We start from the raw sequence: 24,224 nt of genomic DNA, 5'->3' as shown, positions 1-24,224 counted from the left end.
AGGGCTCTTCGGGATGGAGTTCTTCGGGATGGAGTTCTTCGAGATGGAGCGCTTCGCGATCGGGTTCGGGCGGCCGGGCCGAGGCGTCCTCCTCGGGCAGCAGGTTCGGCAGCAGAGGCTCGACGGAGGCCGTCGCCTCGGGAGCGGGCGGCGGGGGCGCCGGATCGAAGAAGGTCGGCTCCCGGCCGGGGCGCAGGGCGGCGGCCCCGAGACCCGCGCCGCCGAGGGCGCCGAGGCCGGCGGCCGTGGCTGCGAGGCTCGGGCGCTGGCGCAGGGAGGCCGGCAGCTCGGATTCGGAGGTCTCGACGGGCAGGGCCTCGGCGCTCGGCGCCGCGCGCAGAGCCTGCGCGAGGGTGCCGAGGCGGCGGGCGATCACGGCGAGCCCGAGGACCACGGCGCCCGCCGAGGCCGTCGTCGCGCCCGCGATGGTCATGGCGAGCCCGCTTTCGAGCCGTACGAAGGGGAAGCCCTGGATGACCGATACGATGCCCCCGACGATCATGACGGCGGCCAGCGCGAACAGCGCGATGCTCATGGACTTCTCGACAAACGCCTGCACCTGACGGGTGCGGCGCGCACACTAAAGGTCTGGCGGGCATTTGCAAAATCCGATGCCGCCGCCGCGCGGGCATCGACCGGCCCGGGGCATCGACTTCGCCGGGGCATCGACTTAGGTATCGGCGCGTTGGTGCGGCGGCGGTGCCCGCCGTTGCGCCGATGTCTCACGAGACGGAGAGTTGCCCATGACCTTCACCCTGCCCGAACTGCCCTACGCCTACGATGCGCTCGGCCCCTACATGTCGAAGGAAACCCTCGAGTTTCACCACGACAAGCACCACAAGGCCTATGTGGACACGGGCAACAAGCTGCTCGAGGGCACGGGGCTCGAGGGCAAGAGCGTCGAGGAGGTCCTGACCTCGGCCTACGGCAACAACCAGCCGCTCTTCAACAATGCCGGCCAGCACTACAACCACATCCATTTCTGGCAGTGGATGAAGCCCAACGGCGGCGGCGCCGCCCCGGGCGCGCTCGCCAAGAAGATCGACGAGGATCTCGGCGGCTTCGAGAAGTTCAAGGCCGACTTCATCCAGGCCGGTATCGGCCAGTTCGGCTCCGGGTGGGCCTGGCTCGCGGTCAAGGACGGCAAGCTCGCCATCATGAAGACCCCGAACGGCGAGAACCCCCTGGTGCACGGCGCCAAGCCGATCCTCGGCGTCGACGTCTGGGAGCACTCCTACTACATCGACTACCGCAACCGTCGGCCCGACTACCTCAAGGCGTTCATCGAGAACCTGGTGAACTGGGAGCACGTCGAGGCCATGTACGGCGAAGCCACCAAGTAAGGTCTCCCGCCCGTCGAGCCGCGCCGCGAGTCACCCGGCTCGCGGCGTTGCCGTGTCCGGTCCCAAGCCTGTTCGTCACCCGGATCGCAGGCGCACGAGTCCCTCCCGCCTGCCCCGCAGGCACCCTTCCCCGCAGAGGGGGGAGGGATCGCGACGTCCCTCGAGCGAGCCCCATGATTCGCAGCATCCTCTCCGTCGGCGGCTGGACGCTGGTCTCCCGCGTCACCGGCTTTGCCCGCGACGTGGCGATGGCCGCGATCCTGGGCGCCGGGCCGGTGGCCGACGCCTTCGTGGTGGCCTTCCGCCTGCCGAACCATTTCCGGGCGATCTTCGGCGAGGGCGCCTTCAACACCGCCTTCGTGCCGAGCTACGCGGGCCTCGCGGAGCTGGACCGCGCGGAAGCCGGCGCGGCCCGGGCCTTCGCGGACCGCATCTTCACCCTCATGCTCCTCGTTCAGATCGGCGTCCTGGCGCTCGCGCTGGCGGCGATGCCCTGGGTGGTGCGGGCCCTGGCCCCTGGCTTTTCCGAGGACCCGGAGCGCTTCGCCCTGGCGGTCTCGCTGACCCGGATCACGTTCCCGTACCTCCTCTTCATCACCCTGGTGACCCTGTACTCCGGCCTCCTCAACGCCCACCGGCGCTTCGCGGTGGCGGCCGGCGCCCCCGTGCTCCTCAACCTGTCGATGCTGGCGGCCCTCGGTCTCTCCGCGTTCTTCCCGAACGCCGCCTACGCCGCCGCCTGGGGCGTCTCGGTCTCGGGCGTCCTGCAATTCGCCCTGGTCTGGTGGGATTGCCGGCGCACCGGCATCGCGCCGCGGCTGGCCGCGCCGACGCTCAGTGATCCGGCGATGCGGCGCTTCTTCACGGTGCTGGGACCGGCGGTGATCGGCTCGGCCGGCTTCCAGATCTCCGCCTTCGCCGACACCATCCTGGCGAGCCTGCTGCCCACCGGGGCGATCTCGGCCCTGTGGTACGCCGACCGGCTCTACCAGCTGCCCTTCGGGGTCATCGCCATCGCGGCCGGCACGGTGCTGCTGCCCGAGATGAGCCGGCGCATCGCGGGCGACGACGTCGCCGGGGCGCATGCGGCCCAGAACCGGGCGGCGGGCTTCTCCCTCGCCCTCGCGGCGCCCTTCACGGTGGCCTTTCTCACCCTGCCGGGCCTGATCATGGCGGCCCTGTTCCAGCGCGGCGCCTTCGGGGCGGAGGACGCCGCCCGCGCGGCCTCGGTGCTCGCCGCCTACGGGCTGGCGCTGCCCGCCGTGGTGCTCCTGCGCAGCGCGCTGGCGAGCTTCTACGCCCGCCAGGACACGATGACCCCGCTCATCGCCTCACTGACCGCCATCGCCGTGAACGTCGCCCTGAAGGTGGTGCTGACCGGACCCTACGGCGTCACCGGCCTCGCGCTCGCCACCGCCATCGGGCAGTGGATCAATCTCGGCCTCCTGGTGGCGCTGGCCTGGCGGCGCGGCTGGATGGCGCCGGGCCGGACCCTCGGCGTCACCGTCGTGGGAGTGGTGGTGGCCTGCGCGGCGCTCGCGGCCACCGCCCTCTACGGGCTGCCCGTGGCCGAGGCCGTGGTGCCGGCCCTGCCGCGCTTGCGCGAGATCGCGGTGCTCGGCGTCCTCGGGCTCGCCGGAACGCTGGTCTATGCGGGCCTGTTGTTGGCGACGCTGCGCCTGCTCGGCATCCGCCTGCGGCGCGCCTGAGGAGACCGCATGCCCGATTCTCCCCACAATGCAGAGTCCCCCCGCATCGCCGTCTTCGACGCCTACGGCACCCTGTTCGACGTGCACGCGGCGGTGGCGCGCCATGCCGGGGCGATCGGCCCGGACGCGGACAGGCTGTCGGAGACCTGGCGCGCCAAGCAGCTCGAATATTCCTGGGTGCTCGGGCTGATGGGGCGCCACGCCCCGTTCTGGGACCTGACCGAGCAGGCCCTGGATTACGCGCTGGCCCGCTGCCCCGGCGTCGACCGGGCCCTGCGGGCGCCGCTCCTCGACGCCTATCGCGACCTCGATGCCTATCCGGAGGTGCCCAGCACGCTCCGGGCCTTGCGCGCGGCGGGCTGGCGCACCGCGATCCTGTCCAACGGGGACGCCGGCATGCTGGAACGGGCGGTGGCCTCGGCCGGGCTGGCGGACGACCTCGACGCGGTGCTCTCGGTGGAGGCCGCCCGGACCTTCAAGACCGCCCCGGCCGCCTACCGCCTCGCCACGGAGCGGTTCGGCGCCGCCCCCGGCGCCGTGCTGTTCTGCTCCTCGAACCGCTGGGACGTGGCGGGGGCTGCCGCCTTCGGGTTCCGGCCGGTCTGGGTCAACCGCACGGGGTTGCCCGAGGAGTACCCGGATCACCCGCCCGACCGGGTGATCGGGAGCCTCGACGCCCTGCTCTGAGCAGCCTTCAGGCCGCCCGGATCGCCGCCTTCAGGCCGCCCGGATGGTGGCGAGGAATTGGGCGACCTGTCCGCCGAGCGCGTCGGACTGGTGCGCGAGGGCGGAGGCCGAGGCGAGCACCTGGGCGGCGGCGGCCCCCGTCTCCTCGGCGGCCCCGGCCACGCCCGCGACGTTCTGGGTGACCTCGCCGGTCCCGACCGAGGCCTGGGCGACGTTGCGCACGATCTCCTGGGTGGCCGCGCCCTGCTCCTCGACGGCCGCCGCGATCGAGGTCGCGACATCGCTGATCTCGCGGATGCGTCCGGTGATGCCGCCGATCGCCTCGACCGCCTGGCCCGTGGAGGCCTGGATGCGGGCGATCTGGCCTGTGATCTCGTCGGTGGCCCGGGCCGTCTGGTTGGCGAGTTCCTTCACCTCCGCCGCGACCACCGCGAAGCCACGGCCCGCCTCGCCGGCGCGCGCCGCTTCGATGGTGGCGTTGAGCGCCAGCAGGTTGGTCTGGCCCGCGATGGTCGAGATCATCGCCACGACGTCGCCGATGCGCTGGGCCGCCTCGCTGAGGTCGCGCACGAAGGTCGCGGTCTGGCCGGCCTCGGTCACCGCCTCGCGGGCGAGGGTGGCCGAGCCCTGGACCTGACGGCCGATCTCGACCACGGAGGAGCCGAGTTCCTCGGCGGCCGCCGCCACCGTGGTGACGTTGGAGGAGGCCTCCTCGGCGGCCGCCGCCACGGTGACGGAGCGCTGGGCGGTCTCGCCGGCATTGACCGACATGCTGCCGGCGGTGGCCTGCAGCTGCGCCGCCGCCGTACCGACCTGGGCCACGACGCCGCCCACCGCGGCCTCGAACCGGTCGGCGAGATTGCGCATGGTCTCCCGGCGCAGGGCCTCGGCACCGGCCCGGGCCGCCGCGGTCTCGGCTTCGAGGGCGCGGGTGCGAGTGATGTTGTCCTTGAAGACCTGGACGGCGCCCGCCATCGCGCCGATCTCGTCGCCGCGCCCGATTCCCGGCACGGCGACGGTGGTGTCGCCGTCGGCGAGGCGGCCCATCGCGTCGGTCATGCGGCGCAGGGGGCGGCTGACGCCGAGGGTCAGGCCGATGGCGGCACCGGCCGCGATCAGCAGGGCGATCCCGATCAGGACGGTGGTGGTGAGGAGGGCGGTGTCGTAGGTGTCCTGGGCGTGCGCGCCGCTGGCGCTGGCGCTGCGCTCCTCGAGTTCGACCAGCTTCTGAAGGGCCGTCAGAACCGCGTTGATGCGGACCGACATCTCGGTGTTGTAAGTGCGCTGGGCCGTGGCCAGGTCTCCCCCCTGCGCCTGGGCGACGATGCCCTCCTGAAGTTTCAGGTAGCTCGCCCACTCGGTCTGAAAGGTCTGGTAGAGGGCCTGGGACTCTGCGGTGGCGGGGAGCCGGGCATAGGCCGCCTGGATCGCCCGCATCTCGGCCTCGCGCTTGGCCAGCGTGGCCGTGACGTCGCCGCGCAGGGCGGGCGTATCGGCGGTGATGAGCCGGCCGCCGTTCACGCGCTGACGCAGCACCAGCACCTGGATCTTGCCGAGGAACTGCACGTTCGGGAGCCGTTCGTCGCGCATCTCCCGCGCGACCTCGTTCACCGCGTGCAACTGCATCAGGGCCGACCCTCCGATCCCCGCCACCAGGAGGAAAACGAGCCCGAAGCTGAGGAACAGCTTCGTTCGGATGGACAGAGAGGCGAGCGACATGATGCGACGGGCCGAGTTCGAGAACAGAGCATCGAACTTGCCCCCCGGAGATTAAAATATCGTCCCCGCCCGCGAACCGGTGAATCGCCTTCGTTAGACTTGCCTGGTCGCCGGGAGATGCGGGATTTTTTCAAGATCGGGGAATAATTCTGCGACGAAGATCGTACGACTTCAGACCGCCGTAGGACTCATTCCAGTCCTGTATGAGAGAATTCTAGTTCGGCCTCGGTCCGTGGGAATCGATGCCGCATCCCTAGCAGGTGCGCCGTCCGCACAGCGGCGCCGTCAGGATCGGCCGAGGGCGGCCTCGATCAACCTGATGCCGTCCGCGCTGTCCCACTCCGCCGGCCCTTTCATCACGCCGAGGGTGCAGCCGCGCCCGTCCACGAGCAGGGTCGTGGGCAGGCCGAGGGAGCCGGTGGCCTTCTGGATCGCCGGCAGCACGCGCCCGCCCGGATCGGCGTAGTAGGCGAGCCGCGCGATGCCGTTCTGCTTGAGCCAGGCGGCGGGCGCGTCGAGATTGCGGGTGTCGACGTTGATCGCCACCACGGTGAAATCCGGCCCGCCGAGCCGGGCCTGGAGCCGGTCGAGGGCCGGCATCTCCGCCTTGCAGGGCGCGCACCAGGTCGCCCACAGGTTCACGAGACGCAGGCCCGCCACGTCCGCCAGGGTCGCCTCGGCGCCCTCCGGCCCCCGGAAGGCGAGGGCGGGCGCCGGCACCGGCAGGGCCGCGACCTGGAGGGCGGCGACCTCGCCCCGCGCCAGGGGCGCGATTCGGGCCGCTGCCCCGGCGGAGTCCGCGCAAGGGGCGGAGTTGCCGCCGGTCGAGCCCGTCCCGTATACGGCAAGCCACGTGCCGAGGACGGCGGCGAGGACGGCTCCGCCGGCGAGGGTCGCACGGATGCCGGGCATCATCGTTGCTTGCCCGAGTAGGCGGGGCGAAGGGCGGGAAGGGTCATTGACAGCATGAGCAACCGGATGTGGGGCGGGCGCTTCGCGAGCGGCCCCGCCGAGATCATGGAGGAGATCAACGCCTCCATCGGGTTCGACAAGCGCCTCGCGCCCCAGGACATCCGCGGCTCGCTGGCGCATGTGGCGATGCTGGGCGAGGCCGGCATCCTGCCATCCGCCGATGTGGCCGCGATCCAGGACGGTCTCAAGGCCGTGCGCGACGAAATCGAGGCGGGCGGCTTCGTGTTCCGCCGCGAACTCGAGGACATCCACATGTCCGTCGAGAGCCGGCTGACCGAGATCGTCGGCCCGGCGGCCGGGCGTCTGCACACCGCGCGCTCGCGCAACGACCAGGTCGCCACCGACATGAAGCTCTGGGTGCGCGACACCCTGGACAGCCTCGACGCCCAGGCCGCCGACCTGCAGCGGGCGCTGGCCGAGAAGGCGCTGGCGCACGCGGCCACGGTGATGCCGGGCTTCACCCACCTGCAATCCGCCCAGCCCGTCACCTTCGGGCACCATTGCCTCGCCTACGTGGAGATGCTGGCCCGCGACCGCGGCCGTTTCCGCGATGCCCGCGCGCGGCTCAACGAGTGCCCGCTCGGCGCGGCGGCGCTCGCCGGCACCTCGTTCCCCATCGACCGGCACGCCACCGCCGCCGCGCTCGGCTTCGACCGGCCGACCGCGAACTCGCTCGATTCCGTCGCCGATCGCGACTTCGCGCTAGAATCCTTGTCCGCCGCCTCGATCTGCGCCGTCCACCTCTCGCGCTTCGCCGAGGAGCTCGTGGTCTGGACCTCGGCCCAGTTCAACTTCGTCAGGCTGTCGGACGGCTACACCACCGGCTCCTCGATCATGCCGCAGAAGCGCAACCCGGACGCCGCCGAACTCGTGCGGGCCAAATCCGGCCGCGTCATCGGCGCGCTCACCGGGCTCCTCATCGTGATGAAGGGCCTGCCGCTCGCCTATTCGAAGGACATGCAGGAGGACAAGGAGGGCACCTTCGACGCGCTCCAGGCGCTCTCCCTGTGTCTCGCCGCCATGACCGGCATGGTGCGCGACCTCGAGCCCAACGCAGCCGTGCTGGCGCGCGCCGCCGGCTCCGGCTACGCCACGGCGACCGATCTCGCCGACTGGCTGGTGCGCGAACTCGGCCTGCCGTTCCGGGAGGCCCACCACGTCACCGGCCGCCTCGTCGGCGTGGCCTCCGCCCGCGATGTCGGGCTGGAGGCGCTCTCGCTGGCCGAGATGCAGGAGGCCGAGCCGCGCATCACGCAAGCCGTCTACGCGGTCCTCGGCGTCGAGAACTCGGTGTCGAGCCGCACCAGCTACGGCGGCACGGCCCCGGACAACGTGCGCGCGCAGGCGACCCGCTGGCTCGGCGCCCTGGGGAACGCCTGACCCGGCCGGCCCGATGAACCACGCACCGGGCAGGTGCGTTCACGGCTCAGCTATGTGATGCTGTGTAGGACCTGCCCCGAGCCCTTCGGAGATCTCCCATGCCCGCCGACAGCCGGATCGCGCCAGACGACGTCCCCGCCCTCGCGGCCGAAGCCATTCAGCGGATCGACGCAGTCCTTGGCCGCCTGACCGACACCGACCGGGACGCCTTCTGGGCCTCGGTGCGCAAGTGCTACAACACGCCCTACAACGATCCGAAGCCGCGCCCTCTGCCGCGCGCCCCGGAGGTCGAGAGGACGGCGCCCGAGCAGGTGCTGCCCGGGGCGGGGGCGGACGGGAGCCAGGGAGCCGTCCTCTCCGCCGCGCTCGCGGCCATACCGATGCCGGCGGGCTTCGCGCCCGAAGCCCACGCCGTCTGAGGCGCCGCCGGTCCCAGACCTCCGCATGAAACCGGCGCGTGCGGGCGCCGCGATTTCGGACGCAATTTCGGACGAATGTCAGGGTCTTTCGGCCCGGCGGCGTCCTTCCAAGGGTCCTTCATGATTCCTGTCCTGTGGCGCGGTCTCCGGTTCGGAGCCGCCATGATCGTCCTGACCGCCGTGGCGCCCCTGGTGCCGCTGCCCCATCCCCTCGGCGCGACGCCGGGCTTCGCCCAGGAGGCCGCCCCGGAGGAGCCGGAGGCCCCGGGCAAGAAGCGCCGGCGCGGGCGCGAGAAGGCGCCCGTGACGGCCCCCGGCATGCAGCAGGCGACGCCGGTGGCGATTTTCGGCGACTGGAACGTCTTCGCCAACGGCCAGGGCAAGACCCGCGTCTGCTACGCCATCGCCCAGCCCCAGACACGCTCCCTGAAGACCCTGAAGCGCGACACGGCCTACCTGTTCGTCACCGTGCGCAAGGCCGAGAACGTGGCCAACGAGGTCGCGGTGATGCTGGGCTTCCCCGCCAAGCCCGCGAGCAGCCAGGCCAAGGCCAATGCGGGCCCCGCCGCCACCGACCCGACCCTCAACCTCGGGGCCACCCGCTACGGCCTCGTGACGAAGGACAGCAACGCCTGGCTCCAGAACCCGGCCGAGGAGACCCGCGTGGTCACCGAGATGACCCGGACCCCGAAGCTCCAGATCAAGGCCACGTCGCTGCGCGGCAATCCCACCAGCGACGAGTACGCCCTGGCGGGCTTCGGCGATGCGATGAAGCGCGCCCGCGAGGAGTGCAAGTAAACCGGCTCTAAGCCCGGCCCGCCGCCTCGCCCGCCCGTGCCGCCTCGGCGCGGATCGCCGCGAGGGTGAGATGGGCCGGTGGGCCGTCGCCGATGAGATTCAGTCCGTCGGCGCCGGTGGCGAGGAGGTGGGACAGCGCTTCCCGCAGCGAGGCCGACGCCGCGATCGTAGGCGCGCCCGGCACGGCGCCGGGGCTGCCCAGGGAGCCGGCGGCCATCAGCGCGAGGCGGCGCAGGGCGCGGTCCTGGCCCACGAACCCGGCGGCGAAGGCGTCCGCCGGGGCGGCGAGCAGGCGCTCCGGCGCATCGGCCTGGACGATGCGGCCCGCGCGCATGAGCACGACGCGGTCTCCCATCCGCATGGCCTCGTCGATGTCGTGGGTGACGATCAGCACGGTCTTGCGCAAGCGGCGCAGGATGGCGCGGATCTCGCCCTGCAGCCGGTCGCGGGCGAGGGGATCCACCGCGCCGAAGGGCTCGTCCATGAGGAGGACCGGCGGGTCGGCGGCCAGCGCCCGGGCCACGCCCACGCGCTGGCGCTGGCCGCCGGAGAGTTCGTGCGGGCGGCGCGTCCGGTACTCGGCCGGATCGAGGCCGACGAGGTCGAGCATCGCGTCCACGCGCTCGGCGATCCGCGCCCGCTTCCAGCCCAGCAGGCCCGGCACGGTGGCGACGTTCTCGGCGACGCTACGGTGGGGGAACAGGCCGACGCCCTGGAGCACGTAGCCGATGCGCCGACGCAGGGCGACGGGATCACCCCGCGTCACGTCCTCGCCCGCCACCAGGACCCGGCCCGCATCCGGCTCTACCAACCGGTTCACCATGCGCAGGGTGGTGGACTTGCCGCAGCCGGAGGGCCCGATCAGCGCGCAGACGCTGCCGTCCTCCACCGCGAGGTCGACATTGTCCACGGCGGGACGCTCGGCGCCCGGAAAGCGCTTGCTCACCCCCTCGAGGCGGATCACGGCGCGGTCCGGACCGACTTCAGCAGCCCTCGCCTCAGCAGCCCTTGCAGATCGAGCCCATGGTAGTGCGCATCTTGGTGTCCCAGGCCTTGTCGCGGGCGGCCGCCGCGCGCTGGGCCTTGGCCATGTCGGCCTCCGTGGAGGCGCGGGTGTAGGGGGCCTTCGCCGCGCCGCCGCCGCTCGGCGGCTTCGTGACGCCGGTGGAGGTGATGTTGCGCGGGACGGGGCCCGGCGCCCCGGAACTCGGCTGCGCCAGGGACGGCGCGGCACCGAGCAGGACGGTCAGGGCGCTGAGGACGGCGATGCGGGACATGAGGAGGACAATCCCTGACAGGGTTCGAAGGTCGCGCGCGAGGCCGAGGCGACGTCGTGGCCCCACACGTCTGCCGTGTCTACGACGGACAGCGGTAAACAATATGGCGCCTGAGCCATTGTCCGCGACGCATGCGGGTCCGGCGGGGTGCCAAACGGCACGCGCGCACGGATCGTTTCAGGGACCGCTGAGGAAACCGATGCGCTCGCGGGCCGGCTGGCCGATCCAGAGCAGGACGGCACCGATCACGAGGCCGAGCAGGGCGGCGGGCGCCAGGGTCAGGGGCAGTACGAGGATCTGCCAGAGCCAGGGAGCCACCCCCTCCACCGTGCCCTGCAGGGCGCTCGCCCGGTCCTTGAACAGGGTGAAGGCGAGGTCGCTGACGCTGGTGATGCGCAGGGCATTGTTCGCGATGGAGCGGGCGCCGTCGTAGACGAGACAGACGAAGCCGCCCGCGAGGAAGACGAGGCCGAGGAAGCGGCTGAGGAAACGGACCATCGCACCCGATCGCACCCGCCGGCATCCGCGCCGGCCCTGGGTTTGAGTAGGAGGGCGGGCCGGCGGGCGCAAGCCATCGCTGAACGTGCCATCGCTGAACGTGCCATCGCCCCGGAAGACAGCAAGTCCGGAGCCTGCGGACCTCGCGGTTTGCGCCGGATGGCGAGCGCGCCATATGCGGGCACGGGGCCGCGCGGCGCGCGCGGCCCGGCCGCAACCCGAGACCCGACCCGGACCCATGCCCGACGCCTCAACGCTCCTCGATCCGCTGCCCGCGCCCGGCGAGACCGCACCGCCCCTCGGGCTGGTGATCTTCGATTGCGACGGGGTGCTCGTCGACAGCGAGCCGATCAGCCTCGCGCGCCTCACCGCCGGCCTGAACCGCATCGGCGTGCCCATCGACGTCGAGACCGTGCGGGCGCGCTTTGCCGGCACCTCGATGGTCTCGATCATGGAGCACATCGCGCGCGATTACGGGGTCGCGGCGCCGGACGGCTTCGTCGAGGCGGTGAAGGCGGACACGCTGCGCGCCTTCGACACGGAGCTGCGCGCGGTCGCCGGGGTCGCGGCGGCGGTCGCCGCCCTCGGCCTGCCCTCCTGCGTCGCCTCCAGCAGCGACCCCGTGCGGCTGCGCCATTCCCTCGGGCTCACCGGGCTGCTGGCGCTGTTCGAGGGGCGAATCTTCTCCTCGAGCATGGTGGCACGGGGCAAGCCGGCGCCGGACCTGTTCCTCCACGCCGCCGCCACGATGGGCGTGGCGCCCGACGCTTGCCTCGTCATCGAGGACAGCGTGCCCGGCGTCACGGCGGCCCGTGCCGCCGGCATGCGGGTCGTCGGCTTCAGCGGCGGCGGCCACTGGAATCACGACCCCGCCGCCGCCGACCTGACGCGGGCCGGCGCGGCCCGGATTTTTCGCGATTACGGGGATCTGGCCGCCGTGCTCGCGGCTGCCTGAAGGCGTTCGCGCAGGAAGCATCCCCGCCGGCATCGAAGCGGGGCCCTTTCTGCCACGAACGATGCTGCATTCGGAAGATCGATCCGTTGACGAAACCCAACGCGATGAGCATCTTCAAGACGTTCGGCGACGCCCCTGCGTGTCGCCGCACCGCGGTGATTTGAAGTGTGTAGCTTGCGCCGCGTCATCAAACGCTAAAGCACCGCGATGCGCGCGCGCCTCGTGGTCCTTCCTGGAAAGGATGACTTGCCGTGACTGTCTGCAACGCAATCCTCCGACAGGGCGATGCCTCGCTCCTCCGGTCCTCGGCTTCCCGGTCCCAACGCGGCTGCTGTCGACGCTGACCTCTGCGTCGCGTCCCACCGTTCGTTGTCCCGCCGGCCTCGCGCCGGCCACCGGAGTTCCTTGTCATGTCTCATCTTCAGATCGAGGCCGAGCGGGCGCTGAATCGCCTGCACGCGGCCCCCGCCTTCGTGGATCACCGGGCGGAGCGCGCCCGCAACCGCCTCCATGCCGAGCCCGCGCCGGCCCGGATCATCGAGGTCGGCGAGATCGCCGCCGGGATCGCCGTGCCGGAGCCCGGCGGCGTGCGCTTCTTCTCCTCGAACCGCGACTTCGACCCCCTCGACGGTGCGGTCTTCCGCAGCGTCGAGCAGGCGGCGCGCGCCGCCCGCGACCGCTTCCGCCATCGGATCGGCGCGCGGTTGGGCCGCCGCCAGGCCGTGTGAGCCCGGAGCGCCGGCCGCTTGTGTCAGACCGGCCAGCGCGCCTCGCGGTAGGCCCCGTCCCAGAACAGGTATTCGAGGCGGGTGGCCTGCGCGTAGGCCCGGTGCATCCGTGCGCGGACATCCGGCGAGGCGCCCGCGGCCGCCTCGTCGGTGGCGGCGATCATCTCGGCCACCGCCCGGGCGAAATCCTCGCCCGCATAGGTGTCGATCCAGGCGCGGTACGGGTTGTCGGCCCGCGCGCGGGAGAAGATGTCCCGGCCGATCTCGGCATAGATCCAGAAACAGGGCAGCAGCGCGCCGAGCACCACCTCGTAGGGCTCCGCATAGGCGGTGGCGAGGAGGTAGGAGACGTAGTGGTCGCACGGGGGCGACAGCGGCGTGCCCGTGAAGGTCGCGGCGTCGATGCCGTAATCGCGGAAGAAGCCGCCGTGGAGCGAGCGTTCTACCACGATGGCGGTCTCGGCCGCGCGGGCGAACTGCACCATCCGGTCGGGGTCCGGCGCCTTGGCGGCGGCCAGCGCCAGGGCGCGGCCGAAGCCCACGAGGTAATGCGCGTCCTGCACGATGTAGTGGATGAAGCGCGCCCGGGCGAGGCTGCCGGCGGCGAGCTCGGCGTTGAACGCCATGGTGCGGATGGCCTCGTAGGCCTCCGCGTTGCGCGCCCAGGCCTGTGCTGAAAAGGCTTCGGACGAGACGGTGTCGGTCATGCCCGGGTCTCCCGCTCGAAGGACAGGGTGACGCCGTGACGGGCGCGGGCGCCCGGCGCCAGAAGGCGCTGCGAATCCCGGGCCGTGAGGTCGCCGGCAAAGCCCGCCCAGTCGGCGTGGCCGGTCCAGCATTCCAGCGAGAGGAACGGGGCCGTCGGCTTGGTCCAGACCGCCAGATGGGGGAAATCCGACACCGCGAGGCGGATCGCCGTGCCGTCGGGGCCGGTGAAGCGCATCCAGGCGCTCGCCGCATCCCGGAAGACCAGGGCCTCGGTGAAGAGCGCCGGGTCGAGGGGCAGGGTGTCGCCCGCGAGCGGGATCGGCCGCTCGTCGCGCAGGAGCAGGCCGCCCGGGCCCACTTCCGGCACGAAGGGCCGCTCGGGGTGCTCGAAGCGGACCGCGTAGCCGCCCCCGGCGGCGCGGGTGCCCCCGGCGAAGGGCCAGGGAAAGGCCGGATGGAAGCCGAGCCCGTAGGGCAGGGGCACCGCGTCGGTGTTCTCGATCCAGACCTCGAAATCGAGGAGGCCGGGCCCGACCCGCGCGACGATGTCGAGGCGGAAGGCGTAAGGGTAGTGCGCCCGGGTCTCCGCGCTGTCGGTGAGGCGCAGGCTCACGCTGTCGCCGGAGCGCTCGATCACCGTGAAGGGCAGGTCGCGGGCAAAGCCGTGCTGCGGCATGGGGTAGGCCTGGTCCCCCACATGGACCGTGCCGCCGCAGGAGGCGCCGACCACCGGGAAGAGCCAGGGCGCGTGCCGGTTCCAGTGCGCGGGGTCGCCGCTCCAGAGGTACGCGCGGCCCCCGACCTCCCAGGAGACGGGCTCGGCCCCGTCGGCGTCGATGACCGCCTGCGTGCCGTCGCCGGCCGTGATCGTGATCCGTTCGCCCATCTGTATCCTGTCGTCCGGCTGGCCGCCGCCCTCGCGGGGCGCGGTGGGAGGGATCAGCGCGCCTTCAGCACCGCCCGGCAGGCGGCCGGAAGCGCGGCCATCGTCATCGGCGGCTTCGGGCGCGGCGGCTTCGTGGCGGGCTTCGGGTTCATGATCGCGTCGCTGAACCAGTAGGCCAGTTCCTCGCCACAGCCGTCGCCGGAGGGTGGAGGGGCCTGGTCGCCGCACTGGTCCTGGCCCGCCGGGCAGGCGAGGCGGATATGGTAGTGGTAGTTGTGCCCGTACATCGGCCGCACCTTGGAGAGCCAGGCGCGGTCGCCGCCGGCCTCGCGGCACAGGGCCTTCTTGATCGCCGGGTTGACGAAGATGCGCGCCACCTCGCGCTCCTGCGCCGTCATCCGGATCAGCTTGAGGTGCTCGGGGGTCCAGACCTGCGGGTCGATGTCCAGACGGTCGGGCCGGACCACGTTGGTGGCGGAGGTCTCCTCGCGCTCGGTCCGGCTCATGCGGTGGTCGGGCATCGGGGTCAGCCAGATGTCGGCGTCGAGGCCGAGCTGGTGCGAGGCGTGGCCGGTGAGCATCGGGCCGCCGCGCGGCTGCGACATGTCGCCGACGAGGAGGCCGTTCCAGCCGATGCGGGGCGCCTTGGCGGCCAGCCGCTCGAGGAACTCGACCAGGGGCGGGGTGCCCCACATCCGGTTGCGCGACAGGCGCATGACCTGCCAGTTCGGTCCGTCGACGGCCAGGGCCTCGCCCCCCGAGAAGCAGCCCTTGGCATAGGACCCGTAGGCATGGGCGGGGCCCGGTGCCGGGGTGAGGGCGCGGCCGAACAGGGCCTTGGCCGGCGTGTCCGGGGCGTCCGGGTTGGCCAGCGGCGGCAGGGGCTTCGGGTTCACGCTGCCCCGGTCCTGGGCCTCGGCGGGCAGGCCGAGGCAGGAGCCGAGGAGCACGAGCGTCGCAAGGCGGAGGCGAAGGGTCAGCGGAGGGCTCCCGGGATCGCGTCCCCGCCGGGCGGGGCGCCGAGGATCTACTATGGGCGAGGAATTAAGGTCTCGAAGCCACGCTAGTCCATCGGGGATCGCCCCGTCGAGGGTCCGCGGCGTCGCCCTACTCCACCGGCGCCACGGCGATCCGGATCGTATCGACGGCCGCATCGCTCACCAGGAGGGTGATCGGCGCGGTGCCGAGCTGGAACCGCACGCTCTTCGCCAGCATCGGGCAGCCGGGTCGCATCGTGCTCGCGATCGGGGGCCGGGTGGTCCGGTCGTCCTGGCTCACATCGATCCAGGCCCGGTCCGACAGGGTGACCTGGTAGGCGCCGGGAGCGAGCGGGGCCGCGAGGTGCAGCACGCCGCCCCGGGCCCCGGGCCTGGACTCCCGCGAGGGCGCGAAGGGCGGGGCGACCGCGTCCTGCGGCTTCAGGACCAGGATGGCGGCCGGCATCGCCGCCGCCAGGGTGTCGCCGGATTCGACCCGCGGCAGGCTGGAGGCCGAGAACCAGGCCTGCTCGCGCAGGAGTGACCAGTCGAACTGCGTGCAGGCCGCCGGATCCGCGGCCGGCAAACCGCCGGAGGACTGCGCCCGGGGCCCCGCGAGGGGACCCGCACAGGTGGCGAACAGCGCGAGGAGCGCCGTCGCGGCGAGCCGGCGCATCGCCCTCAATCCACCGCGACCAGCACGTCGGAGGACTTCACCACGGCGTAGGCCTCTCCACCCACGGTCAGCTTCAGGCTGTCGACGGATTCGTTGGTGATCGAGGCGGTGACCAGCTGGCCGCCGGCGATCTCGATCTTCACATGAGCCGTGGTGGCCCCCTTCTCGACCGAGACGACCTTGCCCTTGAGGACGTTGCGCGCGCTGATCTTCATGTCGACGGATTCCCTTGGGTTGGGCCGGCCCGGACGGGGGCCGACGCGGCGGGACGATGCCGTTCACGCCGGCGCGGTGCAACCCGTCCGGATGCAACCCAGCACCGGAGCCCGCGCGACCGTGATCGGGCTCACGGGGCTTCGTCCTCCTCCGGCGCGCTCTCCTCCTCCGAGACCCGGCGGCGCGAGCCCCATTCGGCGAGGGCGGCGTTGAGGTCGTCGAGGACGAAGTGGCGGGCGCTGTCGCGATCGTAGCCGTCCGCCAGCAGGTCGTCGTACTCGGTGAAGACGTGGCGGGCATAGGCCACCAGGGCGAGCCAGGCCGCGTTGTCCGGCCGCGCGTTGCGCAGGCCGGGGCTCGCCAGGGCCCGGTCGGTCACCGCCTCGCTCTCGAACGCGGGCAGGCGCGGGGCGAGTTGCGCCAGCGCCGCCGCGACCGCCTCCCGCCTGTTCATCGCGTGTCTCCCATCGCCCGGGTCGCTCCGGCCTCGTTCGGTGTCAGCGGTCGTGGTGGCCGGCGATCACGCGGTCGGTGAGCGCCATCAGGAGGCCCGAGACCACGAAGACCATATGGATGCCCACCAGCCAGGCCAGATCCCGGTCGCTCATGGCCTTCACGTCCATGAACGCCTTCAGGAGCGAGATCGCCGAGATGGCGACGATGGACGAGACGAGCTTCAGCTTGAGGCCGGTGAAGTCGATCGTTCCCATCCAGGCCGGCCAGTCCTTGTGATCGGCATGGTCGATCTTGGAGACGAAGTTCTCGTAACCGGAGAACATCACGATGATGAGCAGCGAGGCGGTCAGCGAGAGATCCACCATGGTCAGCACGCCGAGCACGACCTGCGATTCTGTGGCGTCCCACATGTGCGGCACGAAATGGAAGAGTTCCTGGAGCAGCTTGACCAGCAGCACCAGGATGCCGATCGCCAGGGCCCCGTAGAATGGCGCCAGGAGCCAGCGGCTCGCGAACAGGACCTGCTCGAAAAGACGTTCCATGCCTGAAAAATCCTCCGCCAGGGTCTCGCCCCGGGTGCCCGGGCGATGACCGTCACACGCGACGCGGGCATGTCGCATGCGGGGGCCGGGCCGGGCAAGGCGCACGAGGGGGCGTGTAACGCGTCGGGCGAGGCCGGCATGGCCGGACCTCGGGGGCGGCGCCGGCATTCCGATGAATTCGGGATGATTTATCGTGAAGCGTTCGCTAAAGATTTTCTGTCAAATATCGGTGGTCGGGCGGAAGGCCGGACCGCGCGCCTGTTTGACCGGATCCGCTCGTGACCCAGACCAACACGGTTCTCATCGTCTCGGACCGGCCGCAACTCGCGGCCCTGCTCGCCCGCGCCGTCGAGAACGTGGTCGCCTGCCGCTGCATCGAGCCGGGCGAGCCGCTGCCCGCCGCCCTGCCGGCCGTCGCCGTGGTGGACGTCAGCCGGAACGCCGCCCTGGCCCGCGCCTGGGTGGCGCGGCTGCACGCCTCCTGCATCGCGACCCTGCAACTCACCAACCAGGCCGACGCCATCGGCCGCGCGGTCTCGGCCACCCGGACCCTGCGGGCCGACGCGCCCCGGACGATGGTGCTCGCCACCCTGTTCGGCCTCGTCGATTCGCGCCGGACCGGGGAGCGCCCGGTCCCGGGCGCCGCGACGGCGGCGCGGGCCGAGAACCTGGCGCGGGTCGCCGACGCCATGGTTACCCGCGTCTTCGAGGCCGCCGGGGCGGGCCGCGTCCTGACTCCGGCCGAGGCCGATGCCGGGACGGAGGTCATCCTCGAGGCGATCTCCGAATGCGGTATCCGGACCTGGCTGGAGGCCGTCGAGCGCCATGACCAGCAACTCTACCAGCATTCCCTCAGCGTCGCCGGCTACGCGGCCGCCTTCGGAACCGGCCTCGGCCTGCCCCGCGCCGACCAGATGCGCCTGGCCCGGGCGGCCCTGCTGCACGACCTCGGCAAGGCGAAGATCCCCCTGGAGATCCTGAACAAGCCCGGCCGGCTCACCCCCGCCGAGATGGCGGTGATGCAGACCCACCCCGCCATCGGGGCCGACCTCCTGCGCGACCAGGAGGGCTTCGACGCGCAGACCCTTCAGGTGGTGCGCCATCACCACGAGATGCTCGACGGCTCGGGGTACCCCGACGGGCTCGCGGGCGCGGCGATCCCCGACCTCGTGCGCCTCGTCACGATCTGCGACATCCATTCGGCGCTCACCGAGCGTCGGCCCTACCGCGACCGGCTTCCGCACGGGCAGGCCCACGCCCTGATGCTGGACATGGTTCCCCGGCTCGATGCCGACCTCCTGCGGGCCTTCGAGCGCGTCGTGCTGCAGGCCATCCCCGACGCCGCGGTGGCGTGAGGGGGCGGGGCCCGGCGCGTCCGCCGCGGCAAAATTTCGGGCCGGATGCCCGAATCCCGGCAGGATAATGCCCCTCGAAAGCGATTCTCTCCCAGGCTCGCGATATCCGGAGCGTTTCTCTCCGGGGCCAGATGCTTTCAAAAGAACGTTTCATTGATTCTCGGGTCCGTAGCGGGCACGTTTTCCTCAGAACGGCGCCACAGAATTATCTGTGCGTCGAGCCCTTCTACAGAGCCAAGATCTTGAAATACGCCGATGTGGACCAGCGCTCGTCTTGAGCGATGGCACGCTCGCGTCCCGAGGTCTTGCCGCCGAGCGAGAGTCCTTTCATGTCGCTGCCCCGCATCGTCGGCTTCACCGCCAACCTCCAACGCCCCTCGAAGACCCGGGCGCTGGCCGAATCCCTCGCCGAGGCGGTCGGCGCGCACCTGCGGGCGGACATTCGTCTGTTCGACATGCTGGATGCCGGCACCGGCCTCGGCGCGGCCTGGTCCCGGGACCTGCTGCCGCTGCCGGCCCGCCGCATCGTCGAGGCCATCGAGGGCGCCGACGCGCTGATCGTGGGCTCGCCGGTCTACAAGGGCGCCTATACGGGCCTGTTCAAGCACCTGTTCGATTTCGTCGATCCGGCGGCCCTGGTGGGCAAGCCCGTGATCCTCTCGGCCACCGGCGGCGGCGCGCGCCACGCCCTCGTGGTCGAGCATTCCTTGCGCCCGCTCTTCGGGTTCTTCAGCGCCCACACCATCCCCAGCGCGGTCTACGGTTCGGACGCGGATTTTCGCGACGGCGTCCTCGTCGACCCCGGCGTGAAGGCCCGCATCGAGGACGCGGCGGGCCAGCTCGCGGACCTGCTCCAGGCGCGGGCGGCACGCGCCGGGACGCCGGACGCCCCGGTCACCGCCTTCGCCAGCGCCGGCTGAGGGGCGCCCGGCGATGCTCTCCCGACGCAACCTCCTCGCGGGTGCCCTGGCGGCGGCCCTGCCCGGGCCGGCCAGCGGACCGGCGCGGGCCCAGGGTGGCACCTTCCGGATCGGCTATCAGAAGAACGGCATCCTCGTCGTCGCCAAGCAACAGGGCGCGATCGAGCAGGCGCTGAAGCCCCTCGGCGTCTCCGTGCGCTGGACCGAGTTCTCGTTCGGCCCCCCGGTCCTCGAGGCCCTCGGGGTCGGCGCCATCGATTTCGGCCAGACCGGCGCGCCGCCCCCGGTCTTCGCCCAGGCCGCCGGCAACACCCTGCTCTACGTCGCGGCCCAGGATGCGGGCGGCTCGGGCGAGGCGATCCTGGTGCCGCCGGGCTCGCCCCTGACGACGCTCGCCGACCTCAAGGGCCGGCGCGTCGCCTTCGCCAAGGGGTCGAGCGCGCATTACCTCGTCGTCCGCGCCCTGGAGAAGGCCGGCCTGGCCTATGCCGACATCGAGCCCGTGACCCTGGCGCCCGCCGATGCGGCCGCCGCCTTCGCGCGGGGCGCCGTCGACGCCTGGGCGATCTGGGACCCGTACTTCGCCATCGCCGAGCGCCAGCCCGGCATCCGCATCCTGGCCAGCGCCGCCGAGATCGAGAAGCCCACCAACTTCTTCCTCGGCAACCGGGATTTCACGCAAGCCAACGCCCCCGTGGTCCAGGCCGTGGTCGGCGCCCTGGCTGAGGTCGCGGCCTGGTGCGAGGCGCATCGCCCGGAGGTCGCCGCGCTGCTGTCGAAGGGCACCGGCGTGCCCCTCGACGCGACCCAGCGCGCCGTCGACCGCAGCGTCTACGTCATCGCTCCGCTCTCCGAGACGGTCATCGCCGGCCAGCAGCGCGTGGCCGACCGCTTCCAGGCGCTGGGCCTGATCGCCAATTCCATCCGCGTCCGCGATGCCGTGTGGACGCCGCCGGCTCCCCCGGCGAGCAAGGGCTGAACCCCATGACGACCTCGTTCCACACCCGCACCCTGGAGCGCCTGACGCCCTGGCTCGTGCCCGCCGCGATCCTGCTCGGCTGGCAGGTCGCCGCCTCCACCGGCCTCGTCTCGACCCGCTTCATGCCGGCGCCCTCGGGCGTCGTGGCGGCGGGCTGGCAGGCGGCGCGCAGCGGCGAACTCTGGACCAACCTCTCGATCAGCTTCGCCCGCGCGGCCGTCGGCTTCCTCATCGGCGGCGGCATCGGCTTCGCGCTCGGCCTCGCCAACGGCCTGTCGCGGCTCTCGGAGCGCCTCACCGACACCACGCTGCAGATGATCCGCAACATCCCGCACCTGTCGCTGATCCCGCTGGTGATCCTGTGGTTCGGCATCGACGAGGAGGCCAAGCTCTTCCTCGTGGCCATCGGGGTGTTCTTCCCCGTCTACGCCAACACCCTGCACGGCATCCGCTCGGTCGACCCGCAACTCGTCGAGATGGGTCGGGTCTACGGCATGTCGCCCACCACCCTGTTCCTGCGCGTGGTGCTGCCCGGGGCGCTGCCCTCGATCTTCGTGGGCCTGCGCTACGCGCTCGGCATCATGTGGCTGACGCTCATCGTCGCCGAGACGATCTCGGCCTCCTCGGGGCTCGGCTACATGGCGATGCAGGCCCGCGAGTTCATGCTCGTCGACGTCGTGGTGCTGGCGATCGTCATCTATGCCGGCCTCGGCAAGGCCGCCGATGCGGTGACCCGGCTGCTAGAGCGCCGGTTCCTGGCCTGGAACCCGGCCTACCGGAACGCGTGAGGTAACGCGTGTTCCCCTCACCCTTGCGGGAAGGGAGCGCCCGAACCTCGACGCCCCGCGGCTTCTCTCCCAAACCCATCTCCCCTTCGACGGTCCGCCCCATGCTCGCCACCGCCCTCCGCGTCCCCGAGGACAGCCAGATCCGAGACCCGAAACCCCGCGGGGTCGCCGCCCCGAAGGCGCCGGCCCGCGCCGCGCCCGCGCCCTCCGCCGCCGGTATCGGCGTCACGATCCGCGACCTGCGGAAGGACTTCGACGGCCACACCGTGATCGAGGGCCTCGACCTCCACATCCCGGCCGGGCAGTTCGTGGCCGTGGTCGGGCGCTCGGGCTGCGGCAAGAGCACCCTGCTGCGCCTGATCCTCGGCCTGGAGCAGCCGAGCGCCGGCCGGATCGCCCTCGAATCGCAAGGTCCGCGCACGCCCCCGAAGCGCATCATGTTCCAGGAGCCGCGCCTGCTGCCCTGGGCCCGGGTCGTCGACAACGTGGCGGTCGGCCTCGGCGAGGGCGGCCGCAAGGCGGAGCGCCGCGCCAAGGCGCAGGCGGCGCTGGCCGAGGTCGGTCTCTCGGAGAAATCCGGCAACTGGCCCGCGACCTTGTCGGGCGGTCAGCGCCAGCGGGTGGCGCTCGCCCGCGCCCTCGTCAGCCGTCCGGGGCTGCTCGCCCTCGACGAGCCGCTGGGCGCCCTCGACGCGCTCACCCGCATCGACATGCAGGCCATGATCGAGCGGATCTGGCGGGCGCAGGGGTTCACCGCGATACTCGTCACCCACGACGTCGCCGAGGCCGTGGCGATGGCCGACCGCATCCTCGTGGTGGAGGCCGGCTGCATCGCCCTCGACGTCGCCGTGGACGTGCCGCGCCCGCGCCGCCGGGGCGACGCCGACCTCGCGGCCCTGGAAGGCCGCATCCTCGACCACCTGTTGTCCGAGCGCGCGCAGGCCTGAGCGCGGCCCCGCCTCCAACCCCGTGAGAGATTTCCCATGACCGGACAGACCGACGTTCTCTGGTTCCTCCCTACCCACGGCGACGGCCGCTACCTCGGCGCCCAGGAAGGCGCCCGCGACGTCTCGATCGCGTATCTGCGCCAGATCGCCCAAGCCGCCGACGAGCTCGGGTATTACGGCGTGCTCCTGCCCACCGGCCGCTCCTGCGAGGATTCCTGGGTGGTGGCCTCGGCGCTGGCGCCGCTCACGAAGCGCCTGCGCTTCCTCGTGGCCGTCCGCCCCGGCCTGCAGGAGCCCGCGATGGCTGCCCGCATGGCCGCGACCCTCGACCGGGTCTCGGACGGGCGCCTGCTCATCAACGTCGTCACGGGCGGCGACCCCGTCGAGCTGCGCGGCGACGGCGTCTTCCTCGACCACGACGAGCGCTATCGTGTCACCGACGAGTTCCTGCACATCTGGCGCGGGCTGATGTCGGGCGAGACGGTCAGCTACGAGGGCAAGCACCTCAAGGTGGAAGAGGGCCGGGTGATCTTCCAGCCCGTGCAGAAGCCCTATCCGCCGCTGTATTTCGGCGGCTCGTCGCCCGCCGGCATCGAGGTCGCGGCCGAGCATTGCGAGGTCTACCTGACCTGGGGCGAGCCCCCGGCCGGCGTCGCGGAGAAGATCGCCAAGGCCCGGGAGGCCGCCGACCGCAAGGGCAAGACCTTCTCCTACGGCATCCGGCTCCACGTCATCGTGCGCGAGACGGAAGGGGAGGCTTGGGCGGCGGCCGAGAACCTGATCTCGCGCCTCGACGACGAGACCATCGCCAAGGCCCAGGCCACCCTGAAGCGCCAGGATTCCGTGGGCCAGAGCCGCATGATGGCCCTGCACGGGGGCGACCGCACCAAGCTCGAGGTCTCGCCGAACCTCTGGGCCGGCGTCGGCCTGGTGCGCGGCGGCGCCGGCACCGCCCTGGTCGGCTCCGCCGATCAGGTCGCCGACCGGATGAAGGAATACATCGACCTCGGCATCGACCGCTTCATCCTCTCGGGCTACCCGCACCTCGAGGAGGCCTATCGCTTCGCCGAGCTGGTCTTCCCCAAGCTCCCCCTGCGCGCCACCACCGGCGTCGCGCCGAGCAACGCCCGCAACAACGGCCCGTTCGGCGAGGTCATCGCCAACGACATCGTGCCCGGCCGCCGCATCGCGGCGCATTGAGGGATACACCTCCCGCTGTCGTCAAGCATCCCCTCTCCCCGCAAGCGGGGAGAGGAGAATCCCCTTCCGCCGACCGTTCGTTGCCCCGAAGGAGCCCCCATGCCCGCCGCCGCCCGCGCCCTGGCGCTTCGCCCCGCCGGCACCCGCCGCGCCTGGATCCTCCTCACCGCCCTGGCGCTGCTGACCCTCGGCGTCCTGCACGCCCGCGCGGACGAGCGGGTGATCCGGATCGGCTACCAGAAATACGGCACGCTGGTGCTCCTCAAGGGCAAGGGCCTGCTGGAGCAGCGCCTGAAGCCGCTGGGCTACCGCGTCACCTGGGCCGAGTTCCCCTCGGGGCCGCCGCTGATGGAGGCGCTGAATGCCGGGGCCGTCGATCTCGGCTCGGCCGGCGAGGCGCCGCCGATCTTCGCCCAGGCGGCCAACCCGGACCTGCTCTATGTCGGCCACGAGCCGGCGGCCCCCAAGGGCGAGGCGATCCTGGTGGCCAAGGACAGCCCGATCCGGACGGTCGCGGACCTGCGCGGCAAGAAGATCGCCCTGAACAAGGGCTCGAACGTCCACTACTTCCTGGTTCGCGCCCTCGAACAGGCGGGCGTGCCCTACGAGGCGGTGACCCCGACCTTCCTGGCGCCGGCCGACGGGGCCGCCGCCTTCGCGCGGGGCGCCGTCGACGCCTGGGCGATCTGGGACCCCTACCTCGCCTCGGGCGAGCGCAGCACCGGCGGGCGCATCCTCGTCGACGGCACCGACCTCGTGCCCAACCGCCAGTTCTACCTCTCCACCCGCGCCTTCGCCGCTACCCACGGCCCGGCCCTCGACGCGACGCTGGCCGCCATCGGCGAGATCGACGCCTGGGCCAAGGAGAACACCGACGCGGTGGCGGCCGAACTTAGCCCCTCCGTCGGTATCCCGGCGCCGATCCTCACCGTGGCCCTGCGCCGCCTCACCTACGGGGTCACGCCGCTGAACGCCGAGACCACCGCCGACCAGCAGAAGGTCGCCGACACTTTCCACCGCCTCGGCCTGCTGCCCAAGCCCCTCGACGTCGCCTCGGCGGTGCGCAAGCCCGGGAGCTGAGGGACGGGA

The 24,224-nt window shown here is 72.0% G+C and carries 28 protein-coding genes and 1 pseudogene; 16 read left to right on the top strand and 13 right to left on the bottom strand.

The annotated features are described in order from the left end of the window. Nucleotides 1-535: pseudogene (locus K2X24_RS03350) on the bottom strand (hypothetical protein); the annotation flags it as partial. A gap of 208 nt (nucleotides 536-743) precedes the next feature. Between K2X24_RS03350 and K2X24_RS03345 the strand changes: the two are divergent. The 3 genes from K2X24_RS03345 to K2X24_RS03335 all read left to right on the top strand — a co-directional run bounded on the left by K2X24_RS03345 (nucleotide 744) and on the right by K2X24_RS03335 (nucleotide 3,739). After that, nucleotides 744-1,343, top strand: a complete 600-nt coding sequence (locus K2X24_RS03345) for a superoxide dismutase (protein WP_243910825.1) — start codon at nucleotides 744-746, stop codon at nucleotides 1,341-1,343. A gap of 173 nt (nucleotides 1,344-1,516) precedes the next feature. Further along, nucleotides 1,517-3,052, top strand: coding sequence for a murein biosynthesis integral membrane protein MurJ (gene murJ / locus K2X24_RS03340; RefSeq protein ID WP_292494626.1), 1,536 nt, complete (start codon nucleotides 1,517-1,519; stop codon nucleotides 3,050-3,052). 9 nt (nucleotides 3,053-3,061) lie between these two features. After that, a complete protein-coding gene (locus K2X24_RS03335) occupies nucleotides 3,062-3,739 on the top strand; it encodes a haloacid dehalogenase type II (protein WP_292494624.1) in 678 nt (225 codons plus the stop codon). A gap of 30 nt (nucleotides 3,740-3,769) precedes the next feature. On the opposite strand, the gene K2X24_RS03330 is transcribed toward K2X24_RS03335, so the two are convergent. Both K2X24_RS03330 and K2X24_RS03325 read right to left on the bottom strand, forming a co-directional pair. Continuing rightward, nucleotides 3,770-5,458, bottom strand: coding sequence for a methyl-accepting chemotaxis protein (locus K2X24_RS03330; protein WP_292494622.1), 1,689 nt, complete (start codon nucleotides 5,456-5,458; stop codon nucleotides 3,770-3,772). Nucleotides 5,459-5,743: 285 nt separating this feature from the next. Beyond that, the gene (locus tag K2X24_RS03325) at nucleotides 5,744-6,370 is read right to left on the bottom strand and encodes a TlpA disulfide reductase family protein (protein WP_292494631.1); all 627 of its coding nucleotides are present in this window, start codon (nucleotides 6,368-6,370) and stop codon (nucleotides 5,744-5,746) included. Nucleotides 6,371-6,424: 54 nt separating this feature from the next. Between K2X24_RS03325 and argH the strand changes: the two genes are divergently transcribed. The 3 genes from argH to K2X24_RS03310 all read left to right on the top strand — a co-directional run bounded on the left by argH (nucleotide 6,425) and on the right by K2X24_RS03310 (nucleotide 9,027). Further along, nucleotides 6,425-7,810, top strand: a complete 1,386-nt coding sequence (gene argH, locus K2X24_RS03320; RefSeq protein WP_292494620.1) for an argininosuccinate lyase — start codon at nucleotides 6,425-6,427, stop codon at nucleotides 7,808-7,810. 98 nt (nucleotides 7,811-7,908) lie between these two features. After that, nucleotides 7,909-8,229, top strand: coding sequence for a hypothetical protein (locus K2X24_RS03315; RefSeq protein ID WP_292494618.1), 321 nt, complete (start codon nucleotides 7,909-7,911; stop codon nucleotides 8,227-8,229). Nucleotides 8,230-8,391: 162 nt separating this feature from the next. After that, nucleotides 8,392-9,027: an invasion associated locus b family protein gene (locus K2X24_RS03310; protein ID WP_292494616.1), complete on the top strand. Its 636-nt coding sequence runs from the start codon at nucleotides 8,392-8,394 to the stop codon at nucleotides 9,025-9,027. A 7-nt stretch (nucleotides 9,028-9,034) separates the two neighbouring features. Here the strand turns inward: K2X24_RS03310 and K2X24_RS03305 are convergent, their stop codons facing one another. The 3 genes from K2X24_RS03305 to K2X24_RS03295 all read right to left on the bottom strand — a co-directional run bounded on the left by K2X24_RS03305 (nucleotide 9,035) and on the right by K2X24_RS03295 (nucleotide 10,802). Next, complete coding sequence (locus tag K2X24_RS03305) at nucleotides 9,035-9,991, bottom strand: ABC transporter ATP-binding protein (RefSeq protein WP_292494614.1); 957 nt, start codon at nucleotides 9,989-9,991, stop codon at nucleotides 9,035-9,037. A gap of 34 nt (nucleotides 9,992-10,025) precedes the next feature. Continuing rightward, on the bottom strand, nucleotides 10,026-10,304 hold the full coding sequence (locus tag K2X24_RS03300) for a hypothetical protein (protein WP_292494612.1): 279 nt from the start codon (nucleotides 10,302-10,304) through the stop codon (nucleotides 10,026-10,028). 177 nt (nucleotides 10,305-10,481) lie between these two features. Further along, nucleotides 10,482-10,802 (bottom strand): PetM family of cytochrome b6f complex subunit 7, encoded by a 321-nt coding sequence (locus tag K2X24_RS03295; protein WP_238280105.1) that lies wholly within the window; start codon nucleotides 10,800-10,802, stop codon nucleotides 10,482-10,484. Nucleotides 10,803-11,040: 238 nt separating this feature from the next. Here K2X24_RS03295 and K2X24_RS03290 point away from each other — a divergent pair, with 238 nt between their 5' ends. Both K2X24_RS03290 and K2X24_RS03285 read left to right on the top strand, forming a co-directional pair. Beyond that, entirely contained in the window at nucleotides 11,041-11,757 is a 717-nt protein-coding gene (locus tag K2X24_RS03290; protein WP_292494610.1) for an HAD family hydrolase, read from the top strand. A gap of 473 nt (nucleotides 11,758-12,230) precedes the next feature. Beyond that, entirely contained in the window at nucleotides 12,231-12,485 is a 255-nt protein-coding gene (locus tag K2X24_RS03285) for a hypothetical protein (protein WP_292494629.1), read from the top strand. A 23-nt stretch (nucleotides 12,486-12,508) separates the two neighbouring features. Here K2X24_RS03285 and K2X24_RS03280 read toward each other — a convergent pair whose 3' ends face one another. The 7 genes from K2X24_RS03280 to K2X24_RS03250 all read right to left on the bottom strand — a co-directional run bounded on the left by K2X24_RS03280 (nucleotide 12,509) and on the right by K2X24_RS03250 (nucleotide 16,946). Beyond that, a complete protein-coding gene (locus tag K2X24_RS03280) occupies nucleotides 12,509-13,192 on the bottom strand; it encodes a TenA family protein (protein ID WP_292494608.1) in 684 nt (227 codons plus the stop codon). Beyond that, nucleotides 13,189-14,079, bottom strand: a complete 891-nt coding sequence (locus K2X24_RS03275) for an aldose 1-epimerase family protein (protein WP_292494606.1) — start codon at nucleotides 14,077-14,079, stop codon at nucleotides 13,189-13,191. The genes K2X24_RS03280 and K2X24_RS03275 overlap by 4 nt, the downstream gene beginning before the upstream one ends. Nucleotides 14,080-14,132: 53 nt before the next feature. Continuing rightward, nucleotides 14,133-15,029: a penicillin-insensitive murein endopeptidase gene (gene mepA / locus K2X24_RS03270; RefSeq protein ID WP_238280101.1), complete on the bottom strand. Its 897-nt coding sequence runs from the start codon at nucleotides 15,027-15,029 to the stop codon at nucleotides 14,133-14,135. Nucleotides 15,030-15,186: 157 nt separating this feature from the next. Next, nucleotides 15,187-15,732, bottom strand: coding sequence for a hypothetical protein (locus tag K2X24_RS03265; RefSeq protein ID WP_292494604.1), 546 nt, complete (start codon nucleotides 15,730-15,732; stop codon nucleotides 15,187-15,189). 5 nt (nucleotides 15,733-15,737) lie between these two features. Next, entirely contained in the window at nucleotides 15,738-15,947 is a 210-nt protein-coding gene (locus tag K2X24_RS03260) for a TOBE domain-containing protein (RefSeq protein ID WP_055948660.1), read from the bottom strand. A gap of 131 nt (nucleotides 15,948-16,078) precedes the next feature. Next, a complete protein-coding gene (locus tag K2X24_RS03255) occupies nucleotides 16,079-16,402 on the bottom strand; it encodes a DUF2293 domain-containing protein (RefSeq protein ID WP_238280099.1) in 324 nt (107 codons plus the stop codon). Nucleotides 16,403-16,445: 43 nt separating this feature from the next. Then, nucleotides 16,446-16,946, bottom strand: coding sequence for a TIGR00645 family protein (locus K2X24_RS03250; RefSeq protein ID WP_292494595.1), 501 nt, complete (start codon nucleotides 16,944-16,946; stop codon nucleotides 16,446-16,448). Between the two features lie 45 nt (nucleotides 16,947-16,991). Here K2X24_RS03250 and K2X24_RS03245 point away from each other — a divergent pair, with 45 nt between their 5' ends. The 8 genes from K2X24_RS03245 to K2X24_RS03210 all read left to right on the top strand — a co-directional run bounded on the left by K2X24_RS03245 (nucleotide 16,992) and on the right by K2X24_RS03210 (nucleotide 24,215). Further along, entirely contained in the window at nucleotides 16,992-17,228 is a 237-nt protein-coding gene (locus K2X24_RS03245) for a hypothetical protein (protein WP_292494593.1), read from the top strand. Then, entirely contained in the window at nucleotides 17,225-18,301 is a 1,077-nt protein-coding gene (locus tag K2X24_RS03240) for an HD domain-containing phosphohydrolase (RefSeq protein ID WP_292494591.1), read from the top strand. The genes K2X24_RS03245 and K2X24_RS03240 overlap by 4 nt, the downstream gene beginning before the upstream one ends. 329 nt (nucleotides 18,302-18,630) lie before the next feature. Next, entirely contained in the window at nucleotides 18,631-19,221 is a 591-nt protein-coding gene (msuE, locus tag K2X24_RS03235) for an FMN reductase (protein ID WP_292494589.1), read from the top strand. Nucleotides 19,222-19,234: 13 nt separating this feature from the next. Then, nucleotides 19,235-20,200: an aliphatic sulfonate ABC transporter substrate-binding protein gene (locus K2X24_RS03230; RefSeq protein ID WP_292494588.1), complete on the top strand. Its 966-nt coding sequence runs from the start codon at nucleotides 19,235-19,237 to the stop codon at nucleotides 20,198-20,200. A 5-nt stretch (nucleotides 20,201-20,205) separates the two neighbouring features. Next, a complete protein-coding gene (gene ssuC, locus K2X24_RS03225; RefSeq protein ID WP_292494586.1) occupies nucleotides 20,206-20,988 on the top strand; it encodes an aliphatic sulfonate ABC transporter permease SsuC in 783 nt (260 codons plus the stop codon). A 101-nt stretch (nucleotides 20,989-21,089) separates the two neighbouring features. Then, nucleotides 21,090-21,935 carry an ATP-binding cassette domain-containing protein gene (locus K2X24_RS03220; protein ID WP_292494584.1) on the top strand — a complete coding sequence of 282 codons (846 nt, stop codon included), beginning with the start codon at nucleotides 21,090-21,092 and terminating at the stop codon, nucleotides 21,933-21,935. A 36-nt stretch (nucleotides 21,936-21,971) separates the two neighbouring features. Beyond that, nucleotides 21,972-23,135: an FMNH2-dependent alkanesulfonate monooxygenase gene (gene ssuD, locus K2X24_RS03215; RefSeq protein WP_292494582.1), complete on the top strand. Its 1,164-nt coding sequence runs from the start codon at nucleotides 21,972-21,974 to the stop codon at nucleotides 23,133-23,135. Nucleotides 23,136-23,234: 99 nt separating this feature from the next. After that, entirely contained in the window at nucleotides 23,235-24,215 is a 981-nt protein-coding gene (locus K2X24_RS03210; RefSeq protein WP_292494580.1) for a sulfonate ABC transporter substrate-binding protein, read from the top strand. Nucleotides 24,216-24,224 lie beyond the last annotated feature (9 nt).

Source organism: Methylobacterium sp. (assembly GCF_019750675.1).
Lineage (GTDB): Bacteria > Pseudomonadota > Alphaproteobacteria > Rhizobiales > Beijerinckiaceae > Methylobacterium.
This window is presented reverse-complemented; position numbering and strand designations above follow the sequence as displayed.